Source organism: Paraburkholderia sp. AV2, from assembly GCF_054968425.1.
This window is the reverse complement of sequence record NZ_JBANLK010000006.1, coordinates 143295-161161: the sequence shown is the minus strand read 5'-3', so window position 1 is coordinate 161161 and position 17867 is coordinate 143295. Positions and strand designations below refer to the sequence as shown.

The 17867-nt window shown below is 65.2% G+C and carries 20 protein-coding genes and 1 tRNA gene; 8 read left to right on the top strand and 13 right to left on the bottom strand.

The window, feature by feature from the left end; genetic code table 11:
* Positions 1–12 precede the first annotated feature (12 nt).
* Positions 13–861: an undecaprenyl-diphosphate phosphatase gene (locus V8683_RS07095; protein ID WP_411188773.1), complete on the top strand. Its 849-nt coding sequence runs from the start codon at positions 13–15 to the stop codon at positions 859–861.
* A 56-nt stretch (positions 862–917) separates the two neighbouring features.
* Here the strand turns inward: V8683_RS07095 and trmB are convergent, their stop codons facing one another.
* From trmB to V8683_RS07080, 3 genes are all read right to left on the bottom strand, one after another.
* The gene (gene trmB / locus V8683_RS07090) at positions 918–1691 is read right to left on the bottom strand and encodes a tRNA (guanosine(46)-N7)-methyltransferase TrmB (protein WP_411188774.1); all 774 of its coding nucleotides are present in this window, start codon (positions 1689–1691) and stop codon (positions 918–920) included.
* A 267-nt stretch (positions 1692–1958) separates the two neighbouring features.
* The gene (locus V8683_RS07085) at positions 1959–2183 is read right to left on the bottom strand and encodes a hypothetical protein (RefSeq protein WP_411188775.1); all 225 of its coding nucleotides are present in this window, start codon (positions 2181–2183) and stop codon (positions 1959–1961) included.
* A 204-nt stretch (positions 2184–2387) separates the two neighbouring features.
* Positions 2388–2462 (bottom strand) — tRNA-Gly (locus V8683_RS07080).
* 273 nt (positions 2463–2735) lie between these two features.
* On the opposite strand from V8683_RS07080, the gene V8683_RS07075 reads away from it, so the two are divergent.
* Both V8683_RS07075 and V8683_RS07070 read left to right on the top strand, forming a co-directional pair.
* Entirely contained in the window at positions 2736–3032 is a 297-nt protein-coding gene (locus tag V8683_RS07075; RefSeq protein ID WP_411190505.1) for a DNA-binding protein, read from the top strand.
* A complete protein-coding gene (locus V8683_RS07070) occupies positions 3032–3337 on the top strand; it encodes a helix-turn-helix domain-containing protein (RefSeq protein ID WP_411188776.1) in 306 nt (101 codons plus the stop codon). Before V8683_RS07075 ends, V8683_RS07070 begins: the two co-directional genes overlap by 1 nt.
* 75 nt (positions 3338–3412) lie before the next feature.
* On the opposite strand, the gene V8683_RS07065 is transcribed toward V8683_RS07070, so the two are convergent.
* The gene (locus V8683_RS07065) at positions 3413–3976 is read right to left on the bottom strand and encodes a YggT family protein (RefSeq protein WP_411188778.1); all 564 of its coding nucleotides are present in this window, start codon (positions 3974–3976) and stop codon (positions 3413–3415) included.
* A gap of 75 nt (positions 3977–4051) precedes the next feature.
* Positions 4052–4372, bottom strand: a complete 321-nt coding sequence (locus tag V8683_RS07060; RefSeq protein WP_411188779.1) for an EthD family reductase — start codon at positions 4370–4372, stop codon at positions 4052–4054.
* Between the two features lie 467 nt (positions 4373–4839).
* On the opposite strand from V8683_RS07060, the gene V8683_RS07055 reads away from it, so the two are divergent.
* Both V8683_RS07055 and V8683_RS07050 read left to right on the top strand, forming a co-directional pair.
* Positions 4840–5001 (top strand): hypothetical protein, encoded by a 162-nt coding sequence (locus V8683_RS07055; protein ID WP_169740107.1) that lies wholly within the window; start codon positions 4840–4842, stop codon positions 4999–5001.
* A gap of 414 nt (positions 5002–5415) precedes the next feature.
* Positions 5416–5724, top strand: coding sequence for a hypothetical protein (locus tag V8683_RS07050; protein WP_411188780.1), 309 nt, complete (start codon positions 5416–5418; stop codon positions 5722–5724).
* A gap of 119 nt (positions 5725–5843) precedes the next feature.
* Here V8683_RS07050 and V8683_RS07045 read toward each other — a convergent pair whose 3' ends face one another.
* From V8683_RS07045 to V8683_RS07035, 3 genes are all read right to left on the bottom strand, one after another.
* Entirely contained in the window at positions 5844–6512 is a 669-nt protein-coding gene (locus V8683_RS07045; RefSeq protein ID WP_411188781.1) for a LysE family translocator, read from the bottom strand.
* Positions 6513–6605: 93 nt separating this feature from the next.
* Positions 6606–8078 (bottom strand): NAD-dependent succinate-semialdehyde dehydrogenase, encoded by a 1473-nt coding sequence (locus tag V8683_RS07040; protein WP_411188782.1) that lies wholly within the window; start codon positions 8076–8078, stop codon positions 6606–6608.
* Between the two features lie 49 nt (positions 8079–8127).
* Positions 8128–9708 (bottom strand): UbiD family decarboxylase, encoded by a 1581-nt coding sequence (locus V8683_RS07035; RefSeq protein ID WP_411188783.1) that lies wholly within the window; start codon positions 9706–9708, stop codon positions 8128–8130.
* 561 nt (positions 9709–10269) lie between these two features.
* Here V8683_RS07035 and V8683_RS07030 point away from each other — a divergent pair.
* Positions 10270–11433, top strand: a complete 1164-nt coding sequence (locus tag V8683_RS07030) for a transglycosylase SLT domain-containing protein (protein ID WP_411188784.1) — start codon at positions 10270–10272, stop codon at positions 11431–11433.
* Positions 11434–11519: 86 nt separating this feature from the next.
* Here V8683_RS07030 and V8683_RS07025 read toward each other — a convergent pair whose 3' ends face one another.
* The 4 genes from V8683_RS07025 to ribBA all read right to left on the bottom strand — a co-directional run bounded on the left by V8683_RS07025 (position 11520) and on the right by ribBA (position 15028).
* Positions 11520–12713, bottom strand: coding sequence for a pyridoxal phosphate-dependent aminotransferase (locus V8683_RS07025; RefSeq protein WP_411188785.1), 1194 nt, complete (start codon positions 12711–12713; stop codon positions 11520–11522).
* A gap of 124 nt (positions 12714–12837) precedes the next feature.
* Positions 12838–13272 carry a transcription antitermination factor NusB gene (nusB, locus tag V8683_RS07020; RefSeq protein WP_411188786.1) on the bottom strand — a complete coding sequence of 145 codons (435 nt, stop codon included), beginning with the start codon at positions 13270–13272 and terminating at the stop codon, positions 12838–12840.
* Positions 13269–13781 (bottom strand): 6,7-dimethyl-8-ribityllumazine synthase, encoded by a 513-nt coding sequence (gene ribH, locus V8683_RS07015; protein ID WP_411188787.1) that lies wholly within the window; start codon positions 13779–13781, stop codon positions 13269–13271. Before ribH ends, nusB begins: the two co-directional genes overlap by 4 nt.
* An 80-nt stretch (positions 13782–13861) precedes the next feature.
* Positions 13862–15028: a bifunctional 3,4-dihydroxy-2-butanone-4-phosphate synthase/GTP cyclohydrolase II gene (gene ribBA, locus V8683_RS07010; RefSeq protein ID WP_411188788.1), complete on the bottom strand. Its 1167-nt coding sequence runs from the start codon at positions 15026–15028 to the stop codon at positions 13862–13864.
* A 164-nt stretch (positions 15029–15192) separates the two neighbouring features.
* Between ribBA and V8683_RS07005 the strand changes: the two genes are divergently transcribed.
* Both V8683_RS07005 and V8683_RS07000 read left to right on the top strand, forming a co-directional pair.
* The gene (locus V8683_RS07005) at positions 15193–15471 is read left to right on the top strand and encodes a type II toxin-antitoxin system RelE/ParE family toxin (RefSeq protein ID WP_411188790.1); all 279 of its coding nucleotides are present in this window, start codon (positions 15193–15195) and stop codon (positions 15469–15471) included.
* A gap of 11 nt (positions 15472–15482) precedes the next feature.
* Positions 15483–15788, top strand: coding sequence for a HigA family addiction module antitoxin (locus V8683_RS07000; protein ID WP_411188791.1), 306 nt, complete (start codon positions 15483–15485; stop codon positions 15786–15788).
* A 72-nt stretch (positions 15789–15860) separates the two neighbouring features.
* On the opposite strand, the gene V8683_RS06995 is transcribed toward V8683_RS07000, so the two are convergent.
* Entirely contained in the window at positions 15861–17690 is a 1830-nt protein-coding gene (locus V8683_RS06995; RefSeq protein WP_411188792.1) for an ABC transporter ATP-binding protein, read from the bottom strand.
* Positions 17691–17867 lie beyond the last annotated feature (177 nt).

The following is a 17867-nucleotide window of genomic DNA, read 5'->3' as shown; positions in this document are numbered from 1 at the left end:
GCGAGGAAACGGATGGACTGGATACTGTTCTGCAAGGCTTTGATTCTGGGTGTCGTCGAAGGGCTAACCGAGTTCCTTCCGGTATCGAGCACCGGCCATCTGATCGTTGCGGGCAGCGCGCTCAGCTTCGACGGCGACTACGAGAAGACCTTCGACGTGGTAATCCAGTTCGGGGCGATTCTCGCGGTGTGCTGGGAATTTCGCGGCAAGATCGGCAATGTGATCGCGGGGCTGCCCACGCGGCCCGACGCGCGGCGCTTCGCGTTGAACGTGATCGTCGCGACCGTGCCCGCCGTCGTGCTCGGCCTGCTGTTCGAAAAGGCGATCAAGTCGGCGCTGTTCGCGCCGGTGCCCGTGGCGTTCGCGCTGGTGGCCGGCGGCCTCGTCATACTCTGGGTGGAGGGGCGCCACCGTCGTTCCGGTGCGCCGGCCGCGCAGACGCCTGCGCGGGTACGCTCGATCGACGACATCCGGCCGCTGGACGCGTTCAAGGTCGGCTGTGCGCAGTGTTTTGCGCTGATTCCGGGTATGTCGCGCTCCGGTTCGACGATCATCGGTGCGATGCTGTTCGGCTTCGAGCGGCGCATCGCCACCGAGTTTTCGTTCTTCCTGGCGATTCCGGTGATCTTCGGCGCCACCGTCTACGAACTGCACAAGAACTGGCAAGCGCTCTCAATAGACTGGCTGAGTTTGTTCGGCGTGGGCTTCGTTGCCGCGTTCGTTAGCGCGTTTGCCTGCGTGCGCTGGCTGCTGCGCTTCGTTGCCTCGCACGACTTCACGGCGTTTGCGTGGTATCGCATCGTGTTCGGCCTCATCGTCCTGCTGTTCGGCTATGGCGGCGGGCTTGGCTGGGAAGACTGAAAATCAAAAGGGGCGCCTTGTGCGCCCCTTGTGCATGTTGCTGTCCGACAGACCGTTCAGTCCGCGCGGCGGCGGAACACGAGGTCCCATACGCCGTGGCCCAGGCGCAGGCCCCGTCGCTCGAATTTCGTGACCGGCCGATAGTCCGGGCGCGGCGCGTAGCCGTCTGCGGTGTTCTGCAGCGCGGGCGTCGCACTCAGCACTTCCAGCATCTGTTCGGCGTAGTTCTGCCAGTCGGTGGCGCAGTGCAGGTAGGCACCCGGCTTCATGCGCGAAACCAGCAGTTCGACGAACTTCGGCTGGATCAGGCGGCGCTTGTGATGGCGCGCCTTGTGCCACGGATCCGGGAAGAAGATATGCACGCCGTCGAGGCTCGCGGGCGCGATCATCTGTTCGAGCACCTCGACCGCGTCGTGCTGGATGATGCGGATGTTCGCCAGGTTTTGCTCGCCAATCAGCTTGAGCAGCGCGCCAACACCGGGTTCATGCACCTCGACGCCGAGGAAGTCGTCGTCCGGACGCAGCCCGGCGATTTCCGCCGTGCTCGCGCCCATGCCGAAGCCGATCTCAAGCACGCGCGGCGCGCGGCGGCCGAACACGGCGTCCCAGTCCGCCGGTTGCGGCGTGTAGGGGACGACGAAGCGCGGACCGAGATCGTCGAGCGCGCGGCGCTGGCCCGTCGAGACGCGGCCGGCGCGTGTCACGAAGCTGCGGATGCGGCGGCGGTGCAGGGCGTCGGTCGAAGCGCCTTCGGCGGACTCGTGCGACTCGCCCGATGCGTCGGGCAGCGGGCAGTCGGACGGGACTGCGTCGTTCGGATCGTGATTCATCTTCGCGGATGGGCAGGTGAGGGCAGTGCGCGTTGCGGCCAGACCATGCGGCGCGGAGTCGGCGGGGCAGGCGGGGCGTTTGCGTCTGCTGAAAACAGGATATTGCAGGATCGCGGGATCGGGATCAGGCGGCGGCGCGGACAGGTGGCAGACGGAACCCGCGGGTGCCGCGGGCGCTGCCGTGGCGACCGGCGCCAAAACCGACGCGCATTATAACAGTGCCGTCACGCCGGGCCGCCGGGCGACACGGGATCCTCGTCCGGCTTCTCAATCTGCCGAGATCGTGATGTAGACAGGCGCCGGATAGGTCAGCTCGAAAGCGTCGATGCGGCAGGCGCGCACGTCCAGCAACAGGCGTTCGAGTTGTGCGGCGCGGTCAAGTAGCGGTTGGGCCTCGGAGGGCCCGCGCTCTCCGGCGTCCGCCAGCAGCTTCTTGCGGGCGGTCGCAATTAGCGCGATCGCGCTGGGGCGGGAGATGAAAAATCGTTCCATCGCTGACGGCCTCGCGGGTTGCGCGAAGCGAGTCGGGGTAAGCCGGATCACGGCGTGCCAGCGTGACAAACGCCGGGATGACCCAGGGTGAGCCGGACTTCGAACCTGCGAGAGGGAATTCAGGACAACCCGGGGCTCCTGCACGAGGCCCTTAGCGGGGCTCCGGTAGGTCCGGCAAGATCATGCGGCACTGATGAGCCGATGTGGAGCGGGCGATGGGAATCGAACCCACGTCTCCAGCTTGGGAAGCTGGGGTAATAGCCATTATACGACGCCCGCAGAGCCGGTGATTCTACAGGGAATTTTGGGGTTTGGGCAGTGGGGTGGTTTGGAGGCTGGCATCGAAACTGGCGCGGGTCGCTGGTGGAGCGGTGGCATAACTGGCGGCGAATGTTAGGTTGAGTGCAGTCTGCGGTACCTGGCTAGACCGCTCTTACCCCTTGGCTGAATCAAACGAGCAACGCATTCTCGATATACGCAAACCGGATGATCTAGTGATCGACAAGAGCTCCCGGAACTTGATGTTATACGGGAATCCCGTATAATTTATCTATACGGACCGTGATCGAGACCCCGACTTTCCAGAGACAAGCTGAACGCATTTGGTCTGATGTTGAGCGTCTCGAATTCATTAGTTGGATAGCAGCCAATCCTGATGCCGGGGATGTGATTCCGGGTGCAGATGGCGCTCGCAAAGTGCGGTGGAAGCGTGCCGGTACGGGTAAATCTGGCGGTACGCGAGTGATTTACTTCAACCTGACCGATGAGGAAATCGTGTTGCTCGTAGCTATCTATGCCAAAGCCGAACGCGAGAACATGCTCCCCAAAGACATCCGAAAGGTGATGTGATGGACATCGAGAAAATTGCTAAGGCAATCGAGGCCGACGCCGGTGAGTCGTTGCCAGATCTACGTCAAGCGCTTGAGGAAGCAGGGGCGCGCATTGGTCGTATGACGACTCCGGAGCAGATGCTTGTGCGTCAGGCGCGTGAGGCAGCAGGTATGACTCAACCTGCATTTGCCGAGCGAATTGGTACGCCGGTTGCTACCTTGCGCGACTGGGAGCAGGGTCGCTTTGCGCCGTCGGGCGCGGTGCTGTGCCTGCTACGCTTGCTTACCCGGCACCCCGAACTGACGGCTGAACTTGCCGCGTAGTTCTCACTGATCGTATTTGCCCATATGGAGCCCGCCTTTGAGCGGGCTTTTTCATAACGACGCCGCCCGCATCCGTCAAATTCCAAACAACGTGAGCGATACCGCCGCGCGTGTGATCACCATCAGCAGCACCTGCACGATGACGAAGAGCAGGATTGGAGAAAGATCGAGCCCGCCGAACTGCGGGACGATGCGACGCAGCGGGTTAAGGAACGGCGCTGTCAACTGGAACAGCACTGGCATGGCCGGCGACTGCGGATTGAGCCACGACAGCAGCGCCATCAGGATCGTGAGCCAGATGAGCAGATTGAGCGCCCATTTCACGACGGTCAGCACGGCGACGACAAGGAGGGTCGGCAAGAGGCCGAACGGATCGACGCCGGCCAGCCAGACCATCACCAGCACGTAGGCAATGGCGGCGATCAGCGCGGCGACCACGCTGGCCCAGTCGATGCCGCGCATGCCGGGTATGACGCGTCGCAGCGGCAGCACGAGCCAGTTGGTCACCTGTTGCACCGCGTGGCTGACCGGGTTGTAGGCAGCGACCCGGACGTACTGCAGCCAGGCGCGCAAAAGCAGGGCGGCGCCAAACAGCGTGAAAATCGTGTTGAGCAGAAAGCGGGCGATATCGCCGAACATCGGTGTTTTTTCTCCGTAGGGCTGGCGGTGGCGCGGACGGCCGCCGGGTCGTGATCAGGGTTGAGGCGGCGTTGCTTAGACCGAGATTTTGATCTCGCTGATCAGGATCGTGCCATTTCCGCCGTCGGTGTAGTTGGGAATGTCGTCGAGCAGCGTTTTGGCATGCGGCTGGAACACGGCGTAGAACGCTTCCGCGGTGTCGAACAGGAAGTGGCCCGCCGCGACATACGGCGGCGGCGTGCCCGGCGGCCCCGCATTGATGCCGATATCGACCGACCAGCCGCGCAGCGCATCGCCGAACAGGCGCGCGGCAAGCGGCATGTGGTGCGTACAGTAGTACTCGCTGTCGAAACGTCCGTTTTCGCGGTACGGATAGAGGATGCTGACCTTGATCATTGTGCGTTCTCGTCGGTGAATCCCGGGGCGCGGGCCGTATGGTCCGGGCGGCGCGCGCCGTTGCCACATTACCACGGCTTTCGCGGGCGCTGTGTAGTGCCGCGCGCCGAGGCGCCGGCATCGTGCGCAATCTGCACACGTGCGCAGGCTATGTTCGATATCGTACCGATACGCAGGATCGTGGCAGCTACAAAGAGCGAAGGATAGTCTGACAGACACGCTGCTGGGGCGCCATGTATTGCCTGCGCCGCTCATGGCGCAGAAATTGCATAGCTCCGGTCCCCAAGGCCCAAACGGCCTGGCTCAAAGCGATCGACAATGCAAGTGGGATATGCGCTACGAATGCGGCTATCTCACAACAAGGCAGTCAGTGTCTCAAAATTTGCGCACAATGGTCTCAAGCGTTTCGGTTTTGTCGTTGCAGTCCTGAGCTGTTTCCTGTCGGTAGTCCGATTCGGGAGTTCGCCATGAGCATCTTCGCTTACCGAAAGCATCTGCGGTTTCTTACGCCCGTCCAGCGGCGCCGCTGGTGGGATCAGAAGAAGCGCCTGAAGCCCAGGGTGCAGATCAGCGGTGCTTACGTGCCGCCCAGCATCACCCGCGAGTTCACTTATGTGAAGGTCGGATAGGGGTCGGCATAGCCGCCGGGGCGGCGCTTTCAGCCCGTTCTCAGCCAGCAGCAGGATGCCCGGTCGACGACCGGGCATCGTCGTTTACGGGCGCGGCGAACGGCGCCTCCAGCCAATTTGTAATCAAACTTTACCGGGCAATTTGTCTCGCCGGGTGCACCGGACGGTAAGAATGACAGCCCGCCGCTACGTCTGACGATTAATGCCTTGGGGCGGCGCGTCTGCGGGGTTCTACTAATGCGTGCCTGTCGCACGGGTGCGTCAGAGGGCAGCACTCTGTAAAAACAGGCTTGCAATTTGCAACAAATGCCCACCGCCAGAGCGCCGTGTTTTCGATACATTGGAATCGTCGGTTGTGTCCGTCTGTCTAACAGATTGAAGTTGGCGCCATTGCTGGCTGTCAGGAGAAGAGAAGTGAAAAAGACCGTTTCGTTTATCGTTGCCGCTGCGCTGGGTCTGGGGCTCGTCAGCGCGGCCGAGGCGCACGTTTCGGTGGGTATCGGTATCGGCATTCCCGTTGCACCCGCTTATCCGGTGTACGCAGCGCCGGTCTACGCGCCGCCGCCGCCCGTCGTTTATGCACCGCCGCCGGTTGTCTATGCGCCGCCGCCTGCGGTCGTCGTCGGCGGCTACTGGGGCCATCCGTACTGGGGGCATCCGTATTATCGCGGCTACTACCACGGTTATCACGGTTATTACCACGGCGGTTATTACCGTCATTGATCGCGCGGGCGGCTCCGGGCCGCCTCGTGACCGTTTTGCGCAAACGGCGCAACGTATGGCTCATGCCGCGTTGCGCCGTTTGCTTTTTGCGCGTCCCCCGGTGAGACGCCTTCGTGGAATCAGGACGCGTGCTGGACGATCAGGTCGCGATAGCCGTGCACGATCACGCTATATGAGAACCATGCAAATAGCAGCGCGGAAACCACGTGACACGCGCGCAGCAGCCCGGTGCCGGCACGCTTGCGTCCGTGGCTCGCGAGGCTGCAGAGGAAGAGGGTCCAGCCGAGGCCGCCGAGGAAGAAGCCGGAGAGAAATAGCGCCGCCGCGCCCGCGCTCGTCGCGCCCGACTTCGCAATCAGCGCGCCGCCCACGGCCGCGAACCACAAGATCGCGCTAGGCGAAGAAAGCGCGAGCAGCACGCCGCGCAAGAAGCCGCGCCACGGGCCTGGCAGCGGCGAGGCGAGGTCCGCCTCGCCCTCGACAGGCGGCGCAGCGGCCGGGTTGAGCGCCTCGCGCGCCATCTTCCAGGTGAGCATCAGCAGAATGGCCGAGCCGCCGATCCAGACGACCCAGCGTACGGCCTCGAACTGCAGCAATGCCGCCATGCCCGCGAGGGCGAGCGCCGCGTAGATGAGATCGCCGAAACAGGAGCCGAGGCCCAGCCAGAATCCTGGCCGGAAGCCGTGCGAGAGCGTGAGCGAGATGATCGCGACGTTGACGAGACCGATATCGAGGCAGAGCGAGAGCGAAAGGAAAAAGCCGTCGGACAGCAGGGAGAAGTGAGGCATTGAAGCGATTTCTTGTTCGAATGGAGCGCGTGGCGTCCGGATTTCAGGGCGTCCACACCGTGCGCGTGGGCGCCCATAGTAAGCTTTCGTTAATCAGACGCCAATACACAGGTATTTGAGCTCGACGTACTCGTCGATGCCGTACTTCGAGCCTTCGCGCCCGAGCCCCGACTGCTTGACGCCGCCGAACGGCGCAACCTCGTTCGAGATGAGGCCCGTGTTGATTCCCACCATCCCGTACTCGAGCGCTTCGGCCACACGCCACGCGCGAGCGATGTCGCGGCTGTAGAAGTACGCCGCAAGCCCGAAATCGGTGTCGTTGGCGAGGCGGATCGCGTCCGCTTCGTCTTCGAAGCGGAACACGGCCGCGACGGGTCCGAAGGTCTCTTCCTGTGCGATCAGCATGTCTCGCGTGGCGTTCGCGAGCACCGTCGGTTCGACGAAGCGGCCCTCGCGCACGCTGCCTCCCGTGACGAGCGTGGCGCCCTTCGCGGTGGCGTCACCGATGTGCTGGACTACCTTTTCGACTGCGGCGTCGTCGATCAGCGGGCCTTGAGTCACGTCCGACTCGAAGCCGTTGCCCACGCGGATGCCGCGCGAGGCCGCGGCGAGCTTGCCGACGAAGGCGTCGTAGACGGAGTCGTGCACGTAGAAGCGGTTCGTGCAGACGCAGGTCTGGCCCGCGTTGCGGTACTTCGAGATCGTGGCGCCCTCGACCGCGGCGTCGAGGTCGGCGTCGTCGAACACGATGAACGGGGCGTGACCGCCGAGTTCGAGCGCGATCTTCTTGACCGTCGGCGCGCACTGCCGCATGAGGATGCGGCCCACCGGCGTGGAACCCGTGAACGACAGATGCCGCACGACGTCGCTCTCGCACAGTACCTTGCCGATTTCGATCGAGTTCGCCGCGCTGGCCGTCAGGACATGGAACACGCCGCGCGGCACGCCCGCGCGCTGCGCGAGCTCCGCCAGGGCCAGCGCGCAAAGCGGCGTCTGCTCGGCGGGCTTCACGACGATCGTACAGCCCGCCGCGAGCGCGGGCGCGACCTTGCGGGTGATCATCGCGATGGGGAAATTCCAGGGCGTAATCGACGCGCAAACGCCGATCGGCTGCTTCAGGACGACTAACTTTCTATCTGCCGCGGGACTCGCCAGAACGTCGCCGTTCACGCGCTTCGCCTCTTCCGCGAACCATTCGAGAAACGAGGCGCCGTAGGCGACTTCGCCGCGCGCTTCGGCAAGCGGCTTGCCCTGTTCGGCGGTCATGATGACGGCCAGGTCGTCCGCATGCTCGGTCACGAGTTCGAACCAGCGACGCAGAACCGCCGCGCGCGCCTTGCCCGTGAGCGTGCGCCACGCGGGCAGGGCCGCGTGCGCCGCGGCGATCGCGCGGCGCGCCTCGTCCGCGCCGCAGTCCGGCACGCGGGTGATCTCGGCGTTGTCGGCGGGATCGAGCACGGCGAACTCCGTCGTGCCGCCGCTCCATTCGCCGTCGATCCAGGCGCGGGTCTTGAAAAGTGCGGGATCCTTTAACTGTGTCAGGCGCTCCGATGCCAGCAGAATCATCTTCGTGTCTCCTGAGTGCGTGAGCGGCGGGCAGGAGACACGTGGTGCCTCAGAGCCCGAGTTCGTCGTACAGCTTGTCGACGCGGGTTTTCACGTCGGCGTCCATTTCGATGGCGCGGCCCCATTCGCGCGAGGTTTCGCCAGGCCACTTGTTGGTCGCGTCGAGGCCCATCTTCGACCCGAGCCCTGCGACGGGCGAGGCGAAATCCAGATAGTCGATAGGGGTGTTCTCGACGAGCACGGTATCGCGCGCGGGGTCGATGCGCGTCGTGATCGCCCAGATCACTTCCTTCCAGTCGCGGATGTTCACGTCATCGTCGACCACGACGATGAACTTTGTATACATGAACTGGCGCAGGAAACTCCAGACGCCGAACATCACGCGTTTGGCGTGCCCGGGATAGCTCTTCTTCATCTGCACGATCGCCATGCGATAGCTGCAGCCTTCGGGCGGCAGATAGAAGTCCGTGATTTCAGGGAACTGCTTTTGCAGCAGCGGCACGAATACCTCGTTGAGCGCCACGCCGAGCACGGCGGGCTCGTCGGGCGGCTTGCCGGTGTAGGTCGAGTGGTAGATCGCATCGCGGCGCATCGTCATGCGTTCGACCGTGAAGACGGGGAACCACTCCTGTTCGTTGTAGTAGCCGGTGTGATCGCCGTACGGGCCTTCGAGCGCGTGCTCGTACGCCGCGCTCGCGCCCCTGGTGGGACGCGGCGGCGCGCCAGCGGGCGCCGGTTCCGGAACGCCCGCCTGCGGATAAATGAAACCTTCGAGGACGATTTCCGCGCGCGCCGGCACTTGCAGCGTGTCGACGCCGGGCGTCAGGCACTTCGCAAGTTCGGTTCGGCTGCCGCGCAGAAGGCCGGCGAACTGGTATTCGGAAAGCGTGTCGGGCACGGGCGTCACGGCGCCGAGAATGGTCGCCGGATCGGCGCCGAGCACGACCGCGACCGGGTAGGGCTGGCCGGGGTGGCGCAGCGCGAACTCGCGGAAGTCGAGCGCGCCGCCCCGGTGCGCGAGCCAGCGCATGATGAGCTTGTTGCGGCCGATCAACTGCTGGCGGTAGATACCCAGGTTCTGGCGCGTCTTGTTCGGCCCGCGTGTTACGGTGAGGCCCCAGGTGACGAGAGGGCCGGCGTCGCCAGGCCAGCAGGTCTGGACAGGCAGCTTCGCAAGATCGACGTCCTGCCCTTCCCAGACGATTTCCTGGCACGGCGGCGAGCCGACCGTCTTCGGCGCCATGTCCCAGACCGCCTTCGCCAGCGTAAGCAGCTTGCCCGCATCTTTCAGGCCGCGCGGCGGATCGGGTTCCTTGAGCGCGGAGAGCAGGCGGCCCACGTCGCGCAGCGATTCCAATGCGGCGCCGTCGCCCGCGCCGCCTTGATCCGGTGCGGGCGCGTCGATGCCCATCCCGAGCGCAACGCGGCGCGGCGTGCCGAACAGGTTGCCGAGGACCGGGAACGCATGGGTCGAGCGGTTCTCGAAGAGGAGTGCCGGGCCGCCCGCGCGCAGCACGCGGTCGCACAGCTCGGTCATTTCCAGCACCGGGGAGACGGCTTGCGGCACGCGGCGCAGTTCGCCGAGGCTCTCGAGGCGACCGATGAAGTCGCGCAGGTCTTTGTATTTCATCAGGAAAGGGTCGGGGCCACAGCGGCGGGTCGATTGTCGATTTTACCTGTGTTGGTTGGCACACGCTGGCCACCATAATGCGAAATGGTTACAAACGCCCGGTAAATGGCCGCAAACACGCATGGCGCGCGGGTCTCGACCGATTGAAGGCTGTTCATCATTACAATTAGTTATAGATTTGACAATCTATAGTATTGACGATCTATAAAACGCTGCTAGAATCCGTCCACACTGGTTGCAGGGCTTGCAATTTTTAGCCATCGTCCCGGTCCTTCAGACGCAACGCGTCGCCGTTTAGCCGACTCCCTGCACGGCTTTTCACGGTCTAGATTGGTTGTCCATCGCCAGCGCGCCTGTGCGCTGGCTTTTTGCGTGAGAACTCCCGCGTGCCCTTGCGCGCGCCTCAAGCAGTAACGGAGGAGTTCCACCACGGCGTACTCGCCGTTTTCCCGACGCCGCTGCCGCACCAGCCAGGGCGCGCGGTGTCTTGATCCTGCATCGGGCTGATGGCCTCGTGCCGCCCCCGTTTGGCCGGATCATGCAACATGGGGAGATCTGTAGATGAATACCTGGTTATCGTGGTGGCGCGCCGACGAGCGTGTAGCGCTTGGCCTGCGTGCGTTGCTGCGGCGTGGCACCCGTCTGAGCCATCACCTGTTCAGTATTGTTGGCGGCTGTGCCGTCCTGCTCGCGCTTGCCCTCTGGCTGCTGCCCACGTGGCGCGGCACGCTGGCCGCGCGCGTCATGCCCTTCGTTTCGGCGGCCGTGCAGGCCGGTCCGGCGCGCCTCCTGCAAGGCAATCCGCTGCCTTCGCTCGTGCCTCCAGGCGCGGCGGGCGACGAGAGCGAGAACGACGGTTCGACGCTGCCGGTGGCCCTCACGCCCGACGCCGGCGCAAACGGCGCCGGCAACGCGCAACCTGGGCCCGGTCTGGCCACGCTCGACGCGGTCACGCTCAACGGCCTCGATCCGCGTTCGCTGCCCAGCGTCGGCACGCTGGCGCATATGATCCCGTCGCAGCGCATCACGCCCGATGCCCGCGACGATCGCATCCTCGTTTCTGAGAGCGAGCAGGCGCTGGTCGCGAGCTATCTCGCGCGCCGCTATCGCGTGGCGCAGGAGCCGGTGGGCGAACTGGTGAAGGCTGCGTTCGATACCGGCCGGGAAGTGGGGCTTGATCCTCTGCTGTTGCTGGCGGTGATGGCGATCGAGTCGGGCTTCAATCCGTATGCCGAGAGTGGTGTCGGCGCACAGGGCCTGATGCAGGTGATGTCGAAGGTCCATTCCGACAAGTTCCAGTACTTCGGTGGCCAGAACGCGGCACTCGACCCGGTCGCGAACATCAAGGTCGGCGCGCTCGTGCTGAAGGATTGCATCGCGCGCGGCGGCTCGGTGCCGGGCGGTTTGCGTCTGTACGTCGGTTCGACGTCGCAGGACGACGGCGGCTACGGCGCGAAAGTGATGGCCGAGCGTTCGCGTCTGCGCGACGTCGCCCGTGGCCGCAACGTGCCGATCAATGCGCCGCAAGCGCCCGTTACCACGGCTTCGGCCACGACGGCCGCGCCACAGAAGGTGGCGAGCAACAAGCGCGTGCAGGTGACGCTCGACGGCGCTCATCCGATCGTCGAGAAGCCGGCGGTTACGCCGGTCAAGGCGGATCCGGATCAGGACGACGCCAGCGCGAGCGCGCAGAAGCGTAGTTCTTCACCCGAGCTTGGCGCATAAGTCGTCAGCAGCGAGATAGCCGGCCAATCGCCGGACGAAAAAAATGGCGCCCCTGGGCGCCATTTTTATTTGTGCCGGGTTGCGGGCTAGCGGCTGAACAGCCTGTGCAGCCGCTCGACGGCCTCCTCCAGCCGTTCGTACGCCGTGGCATAGGAGAGCCGCACGTACTGGTGTGGCGCTGCCGTGCCGAAATCCATCCCCGGCACCATCACCGTGCCTGCCTCGTGCAGCATCGCGCGCGTCAGGGCATCGCTGTCGCCGGCGGCAGGGTGCGCGACGTGCGTGCAGTCGGCATAGACATAGAATGCACCGTCGGGCATGACCGGCACGCGGAACCCGAGCGATTCGAGCGCCGGTGCGATGAAGTCGCGGCGACGCCGGAATTCGAGGCGGCGCGACTCGTAGATCGCGAGCGTGTCCGGTTCGAAGCAGGCCAGCGCCGCGTGCTGGGCGAGCGCCGACGCGCAGATGAAAAGGTTTTGCGCGAGCTTTTCGAATGCACCGACCAGCGCCGGAGGCACGACGAGCCAGCCAAGCCGCCAGCCGGTCATGTTGAAGTACTTCGAGAAGCTGTTGACGGTCACGACATCGTCGCCGAACGACAGGGCGGACACCGGCGGCGCATCGTAGCTCAGCCCCTGATAGATTTCGTCGACGATCGTGAAGCCGCCGCGTTCGCGCACCGTCTGCACGATGCGCCGAAGCTCGTCGGGCTCGATCGAGGTGCCGGTGGGATTCGAGGGCGAGGCGAGCAGCACGCCGCGCGTACGCGGGGTCCAGAGCCGCTCGACGTCGGCCGCCGTGAGCTGGAAGCGAGCCTCGGGGCCGCTCGGCACGAGCACCGGCTTGCCTTCTGCCGCGGCCACGAAGTGCCGGTTGCAGGGATAGCAGGGGTCGGGCATCAGCACTTCGTCGTCGCGGTCGACGAGTGCCGTACAGGCGAGCAGGAGTGCCGCCGAAGCGCCTGCCGTGACGACGACGCGAGCTGGATCGATCGTCAGGCCGTGCGCATGCTGGTAGTGCGCGGCAATCGCCTCGCGCAGCGCGTGGATGCCGAGCGCACTCGTATACTGCGTGACCCCGCGGCGTAGCGCCGCTGCGGCGGCGTCGACAACGGGCTCCGGCGCCGTGAAGTCCGGTTCGCCAATCCCCATGTGAATGATGTCGCGCCCGGCGCGTTCGAGCTTGGCCGCTTCCTTGGCCAGTTCCATGACGTAGAACGGCTGGATCGCGTCGACGCGCGCAGCAAGCCGCAGGAGCGGTTCGGCAACGGTATTCATGCGGGTGATTCCAGTTTCTTGCTGCCGGCAGAACCGGCGGGTCCGCCGGCGCGGACCGTAAAACGACAGCGAATTCGCAAGGCGGCGGGGCGCACGAGTGCGGCGCGCCCCGCCGCGCGAGACATCACGACCTGCGCGCGGCCTGGGTTTCCGCGGTGCGCAGTTGCACCGCGAGCTTGTCGAGCACGCCGTTGACGTACTTGTAGCCGTCCGAGCCGCCGAACGTCTTCGCCAGTTCGACCGCCTCGTTGATCACGACGCGGTAGGGGATGTCGACGTGGTGCGTCAACTCGTAGGTCGCGACCAGCAGCACCGCGCGCTCGACGGGCGAGAGCTGCTCGATCGGACGGTCGAGGCAGGGCGCGATGGCGGCCGAGAGCGTGTCCGAATCGCGGATCACGCCGTGCAGGATGGCGTCCAGATGCTCGTGATCCGCCTTGTCGTAACCCTGCGAACCGCGCAACTGCGCGTCGATCTCGCCGGCGGGCACAGCCGACAGCAGCCACTGATATAACCCCTGCGTGGCCAGTTCGCGGGAGCGGCGACGCGCGCTCTTCATTGCTCTTCCTCTTCGTCTTCCTCGTCTTCGTCCTCATCGCCGCCGTCGAGCTGCTCGAGCGCGACCGTGAGGTTCGCCATTTCGACCGCGACGCGCGCCGCGTCACGACCCTTCTCGGTCATGCGCGCGACAGCCTGCTCGTCGTTTTCCGTGGTCAGCACGGCGTTCGCCACCGGCACGCCGAAGTCGAGCGCGATGCGCGAAATGCCCGCGCCGCTCTCGTTCGAAACGAGCTCGAAGTGATAGGTCTCGCCGCGCAGGACCGCGCCGAGCGCGATCAACGCGTCGAACTGGCCGCTTTCGGCGAGCTTTTGCAGCGCGAGCGGGATTTCGAGCGCGCCGGGCACGGTGACGAGCAGCACGTCTTCGCCGACCACGCCGAGGCGTTCGAGTTCTTCGATGCAGGCGTCGGCCAGGCCGTTGCAGACGGGTTCGTTAAAGCGCGACTGGACGATGCCGATGCGCAGTCCGTCGCCGTCGAGGTTCGGTTGGTATTGTCCGATTTCCATGTGGTGTCCGTTGGTTCGGTTGTGCGTGGTGACGCGTATGAGTGGGCGCGGAGTGCCTTGTGCCGGGTGGTACTTGTGGCTCAGGCGCGCGTTGCGGCGTGCTCGGCGGCTTCCGGCGGGCACGGCGCTTCGGCGCTGCTGCCGGGCATCGGCACGAAGCCCGTGACTTCGAGCCCGTAGCCCGACATGCTGCCGAGGCGGCGCGGTTTCGACAATACCTGCATGCGGCCCACGCCGAGTTCGCGCAGGATCTGCGCGCCGATGCCGTAAGTCTTGAAGTCCACCGGACGGCGCGCGAGCGCCTCCGCGCGTTCTTTCTGGTCGAACGCCTTGAACATCTCGATCAGATGTTCCTTGGTGTCGCCGCAGTTGAGCATGACGATCACGCCGAGATCGCGTTCGGCGATTTCGCGCATGGCCGCGTCGAGCGTCCACGAGTGCGTGGACGAGCCCGTTTCCAGCAGGTCCAGCATGGAAAGCGGCTCGTGCACGCGCACCGGCGTTTCGCTCTCGGGCGTGGGCGTGCCGCGCACGAGGGCGATGTGCGGCGTGCGCGTCGGATGATCGACGTACATGACTGCACGGAAGGCGCCGTGCGCCGTCTGCATGGTGCGCTCCGCCACGCGTTCGACGATCGATTCCGTGCGGCTGCGGTAGTGGATCAGGTCGGCGATGGTGCCGATCTTCAGGTTGTGCTCCTGCGCGAACTCGATGAGGTCGGGCAGGCGCGCCATCGTGCCGTCGTCCTTGATGACTTCGCAGATCACGGAGGCCGGCGTGAGGCCCGCGATTGCCGTGAAGTCGCAGCCGGCCTCGGTGTGGCCCGCGCGCACGAGCACGCCGCCCGGCTGCGCCATGATCGGGAATACGTGGCCCGGCTGCACGATGTGCTCGGCGCGCGCGTCGTGCGCGACCGCGGCCTGGATCGTGCGGGCGCGGTCGGCGGCGGAAATGCCGGTCGTCACGCCCTCGGCCGCCTCGATGCTCACCGTGAACGCGGTGCCGTACTGCGTGCCGTTGCGGTAGGTCATGAGCGGCAGGTTGAGCTGCTTGCAGCGTTCCTGCGTGAGCGTCAGGCAGATCAGGCCCCGACCGTACTTCGCCATGAAGTTGATGGCCTCGGGCGTGATGAATTCCGCGGCGATGACGAGGTCGCCCTCGTTTTCCCGGTCTTCTTCGTCGACGAGGATCACCATCCGGCCGGCTTTGAGCTCGGCGATGATCTCCAGGGTGGTGGCGAGGGTCATGTTGGTGAGGTCTTTTCGGGAAAGCGCATATTTTACGCCACGGCGGGCGGCAAGTTGCTGTCAGCGGGGATGAGGGTTGGCCGAACGGCCGGCTGGGCAGCGCAAAACGCAGTCGGCACAATAGTAACGGTTGACGTTATTAACGCATTGCGTTACTATCCCCGATGATTACTTCGTTTGCATGCCGTGATACCGAGGCGCTCTTCTTTGGGCGCCGTGTCGCCCGCTTTGCCTTGATCGAACGGGTGGCGATTCGCAAGCTGCAGCAGATCCACGCCGCCGCCACGCTCTCGTTTCTGCGAGCGCCGCCCGGCAACCGGCTGGAGCGCTTGTCGGGCGATCGCGAAGGCTGGTACAGCATCCGCATCAACGTGCAATGGCGGATCTGCTTTCACTTCGAAGACGGCGAGGCAGCGGAGGTCCGCATCATCGACTACCACTGAGGAGCAGCAACATGGTACGGGAAGTTCCGCTTGCAACACCGGGCGAGATTCTTTCGGAAGACTGGCTCAAGCCCATGGGCATCAGCCAGTACGCGCTCGCCAAGGCGATCGGCGTGCCGCCGCGCCGCATCAACGAGATCGTGCTCGGCAAGCGCGCCATCACGGCCGACACCGCCGTGCGCCTCGCCGTCTATTTCGGCACCGACGCGCGCAGCTGGATGGAGCTGCAGGCGCATTACGACACCGAACTCGCGCGCGAGCAATTGCAGGACGTGCTCGCGCGCATCCAGCCGCGCGTGCCTGCCGAGCCTGCTTGAAACCGGCGTGAAACCGGCCTGAAACCCGACTGAAGCGTTGCTGCCGCGCCCGCGCGTGGTAGCACCGATGCGTCAGCGCAGGATGACGTCGTCCGCAAGACCCTTCGTCAGTTCGAGCGCCTGGCGCTCGAACAGCCGGCGATACAGCCCGCTCTCGCGGCGAATCAGGGCGTCGTGGCTGCCTTCTTCCACCACGCGCCCGCGCTCCAGCACGAGCAGCCGGTCGAGCGAGCGCACCGTCGAGAGCCGGTGCGCGACGACCACGGTCGTCCTGCCCACCATCAATCGCTCCATGGCCTGCTGGATCAGCACTTCGCTTTCGCTGTCGAGGCTCGAAGTCGCTTCGTCGAAGATCAGGATCGGTGCGTTCGCGAGGAACGCGCGTGCAATCGCCACTCGCTGGCGCTCGCCGCCCGAGAGCTTCACGCCGCGCTCGCCCACGAGCGTGTCGTAACCGTGCGGCAGCGCGGCGATGAAGTCGTGCGCGCTGGCCTGCCTTGCCGCGCGCTCGATCTCGGCGCGCGTAGCGCCTGGCCGTGCATAGGCAATGTTCTCCGCGAGCGAGCGGTGGAACAGCACCGGCTCCTGCTGCACGATGGCGATCTGCGAACGCAGCGAGGCCTGCTGCACGCGCGCGATGTCCTGGCCGTCGATCGTGATGCGGCCGCCGGACACGTCGTACAGGCGCTGAATCAGCTTGATCAGCGTCGTCTTGCCCGAGCCCGAGTGGCCGACGAGACCCACGCGCTCGCCCGGCGCGATCCGCAGCTTGAGGTTCTCGTAGAGCGGCCGTTGATCTGCACCGTAGCGGAACGTCATGTTTTCGAACTGGATGTCGCCGCGGTCGATCACGATGGGCGGTGCGCCCGGCTTGTCGTCGATCCCGAGCGGCTGGGCGTCCAGCATCACGAGTTCTTCCATGTCGTTGACCGAGCGCTGCAGGTTGCGAACGTGCATGCCGACGTCGCGCAGATAGCCCTTCAGCAGGAAGAACAGCGTGAGCGCGAACGTGATGTCGCCGACGCTCGCGAGCCCGCGCGCCCACAGCATGAGCGCTGCGCCGAGAATCGCCGCCTGCATGGCCACGAGCAGCACGCCCTGTACGCCGCCGTTGAACGTGCCGCGCCGCCACGTGCGTCGCGTGCGCTTGTCCCACTTCGAAACGACGCGCGCGAGCCGCGCCTCTTCGCGCGTTTCCGCGCCGAACGCCTTGACGACCGCGTTGCAAGAAATTGCGTCGGCGAGCGCGCCGCCCATCTTCGTGTCCCACGCGTTCGCGAGCCGCGCGGACGGCGCGACGTAGAAGAGCGAAAGCGAGACCGTGATGGCGAGATAGAGCAGGGAACCGAGGCCTACCACGAGTCCCATCACATGCCACTGCAGCGCGAGCAGGACGGTCGAGCCGACCAGCATCACGAGCGAGGGAAAGAGGGCGACGAGCAGCGTGTCGTTGAGCAGGTCGAGCGCCCACATGCCGCGCGTGATCTTGCGCACGGTCGAGCCCGCGAAACTGTTCGCGTGCCAGTCGGTGGAGAAGCGCTGCACACGGTGGAACGCCTGCGTGGCGATCTCGCTCATCATCCTCAGCGTGAGCACGATAATGTTCTGGAATGCTAACTGGCGCATGAGCGTGCCTGCCAGCCCGAGCGCGGTGAGCATCCAGAACGCGGCAATGGCGGCATGCCACGTAGGCGCCGCGCCGCTCGCGGCGTTGCGGGCCAAGGCGTCGACGAGTTCGCCCGCGTAATGCGGCGTGAACACGTCGGCGAGTGCGCCGAACAGCGCGGCGAGCGCCACGGCAAGCACGCGCGCAGGTTGGCGTGTCCAATGGCGCCAGGTGAAGCCGAGAACGTCTCGGAACGTGCGTCCGCCGGAACCGGTCTTTGTCTTTTGGTCGGTCATGGATAGCGTACTCCGGACTTTGCGTCCGGAGGCCCCAATGGAAAGTGGCTACGGAAAATGGGTTCGTGCGTCCTGGCTGCGGCCGGACGCACTACCTCGGAATCACGAAAAGGCTACGCAGCGAAAGTTTGGGCCGCGCGAAAGACCTGATCGGGGCGCAATCGCTGGGTGCAATTA

What these genes read in the sequence shown, in the direction of transcription:
- V8683_RS07095 (WP_411188773.1), top strand. Translation starts at nt 13, where the DNA reads ATGGACTGGATACTGTTCTGCAAGGCTTTGATTCTGGGTGTCGTCGAA.
- trmB (WP_411188774.1), bottom strand. Translation starts at nt 1,691, where the DNA reads ATGAATCACGATCCGAACGACGCAGTCCCGTCCGACTGCCCGCTGCCC.
- V8683_RS07085 (WP_411188775.1), bottom strand. Translation starts at nt 2,183, where the DNA reads ATGGAACGATTTTTCATCTCCCGCCCCAGCGCGATCGCGCTAATTGCG.
- V8683_RS07070 (WP_411188776.1), top strand. Translation starts at nt 3,032, where the DNA reads ATGGACATCGAGAAAATTGCTAAGGCAATCGAGGCCGACGCCGGTGAG.
- V8683_RS07065 (WP_411188778.1), bottom strand. Translation starts at nt 3,976, where the DNA reads ATGTTCGGCGATATCGCCCGCTTTCTGCTCAACACGATTTTCACGCTG.
- V8683_RS07060 (WP_411188779.1), bottom strand. Translation starts at nt 4,372, where the DNA reads ATGATCAAGGTCAGCATCCTCTATCCGTACCGCGAAAACGGACGTTTC.
- V8683_RS07055 (WP_169740107.1), top strand. Translation starts at nt 4,840, where the DNA reads ATGAGCATCTTCGCTTACCGAAAGCATCTGCGGTTTCTTACGCCCGTC.
- V8683_RS07045 (WP_411188781.1), bottom strand. Translation starts at nt 6,512, where the DNA reads ATGCCTCACTTCTCCCTGCTGTCCGACGGCTTTTTCCTTTCGCTCTCG.
- V8683_RS07040 (WP_411188782.1), bottom strand. Translation starts at nt 8,078, where the DNA reads ATGATTCTGCTGGCATCGGAGCGCCTGACACAGTTAAAGGATCCCGCA.
- V8683_RS07035 (WP_411188783.1), bottom strand. Translation starts at nt 9,708, where the DNA reads ATGAAATACAAAGACCTGCGCGACTTCATCGGTCGCCTCGAGAGCCTC.
- V8683_RS07030 (WP_411188784.1), top strand. Translation starts at nt 10,270, where the DNA reads ATGAATACCTGGTTATCGTGGTGGCGCGCCGACGAGCGTGTAGCGCTT.
- V8683_RS07025 (WP_411188785.1), bottom strand. Translation starts at nt 12,713, where the DNA reads ATGAATACCGTTGCCGAACCGCTCCTGCGGCTTGCTGCGCGCGTCGAC.
- nusB (WP_411188786.1), bottom strand. Translation starts at nt 13,272, where the DNA reads ATGAAGAGCGCGCGTCGCCGCTCCCGCGAACTGGCCACGCAGGGGTTA.
- ribH (WP_411188787.1), bottom strand. Translation starts at nt 13,781, where the DNA reads ATGGAAATCGGACAATACCAACCGAACCTCGACGGCGACGGACTGCGC.
- ribBA (WP_411188788.1), bottom strand. Translation starts at nt 15,028, where the DNA reads ATGACCCTCGCCACCACCCTGGAGATCATCGCCGAGCTCAAAGCCGGC.
- V8683_RS07005 (WP_411188790.1), top strand. Translation starts at nt 15,193, where the DNA reads ATGATTACTTCGTTTGCATGCCGTGATACCGAGGCGCTCTTCTTTGGG.
- V8683_RS07000 (WP_411188791.1), top strand. Translation starts at nt 15,483, where the DNA reads ATGGTACGGGAAGTTCCGCTTGCAACACCGGGCGAGATTCTTTCGGAA.
- V8683_RS06995 (WP_411188792.1), bottom strand. Translation starts at nt 17,690, where the DNA reads ATGACCGACCAAAAGACAAAGACCGGTTCCGGCGGACGCACGTTCCGA.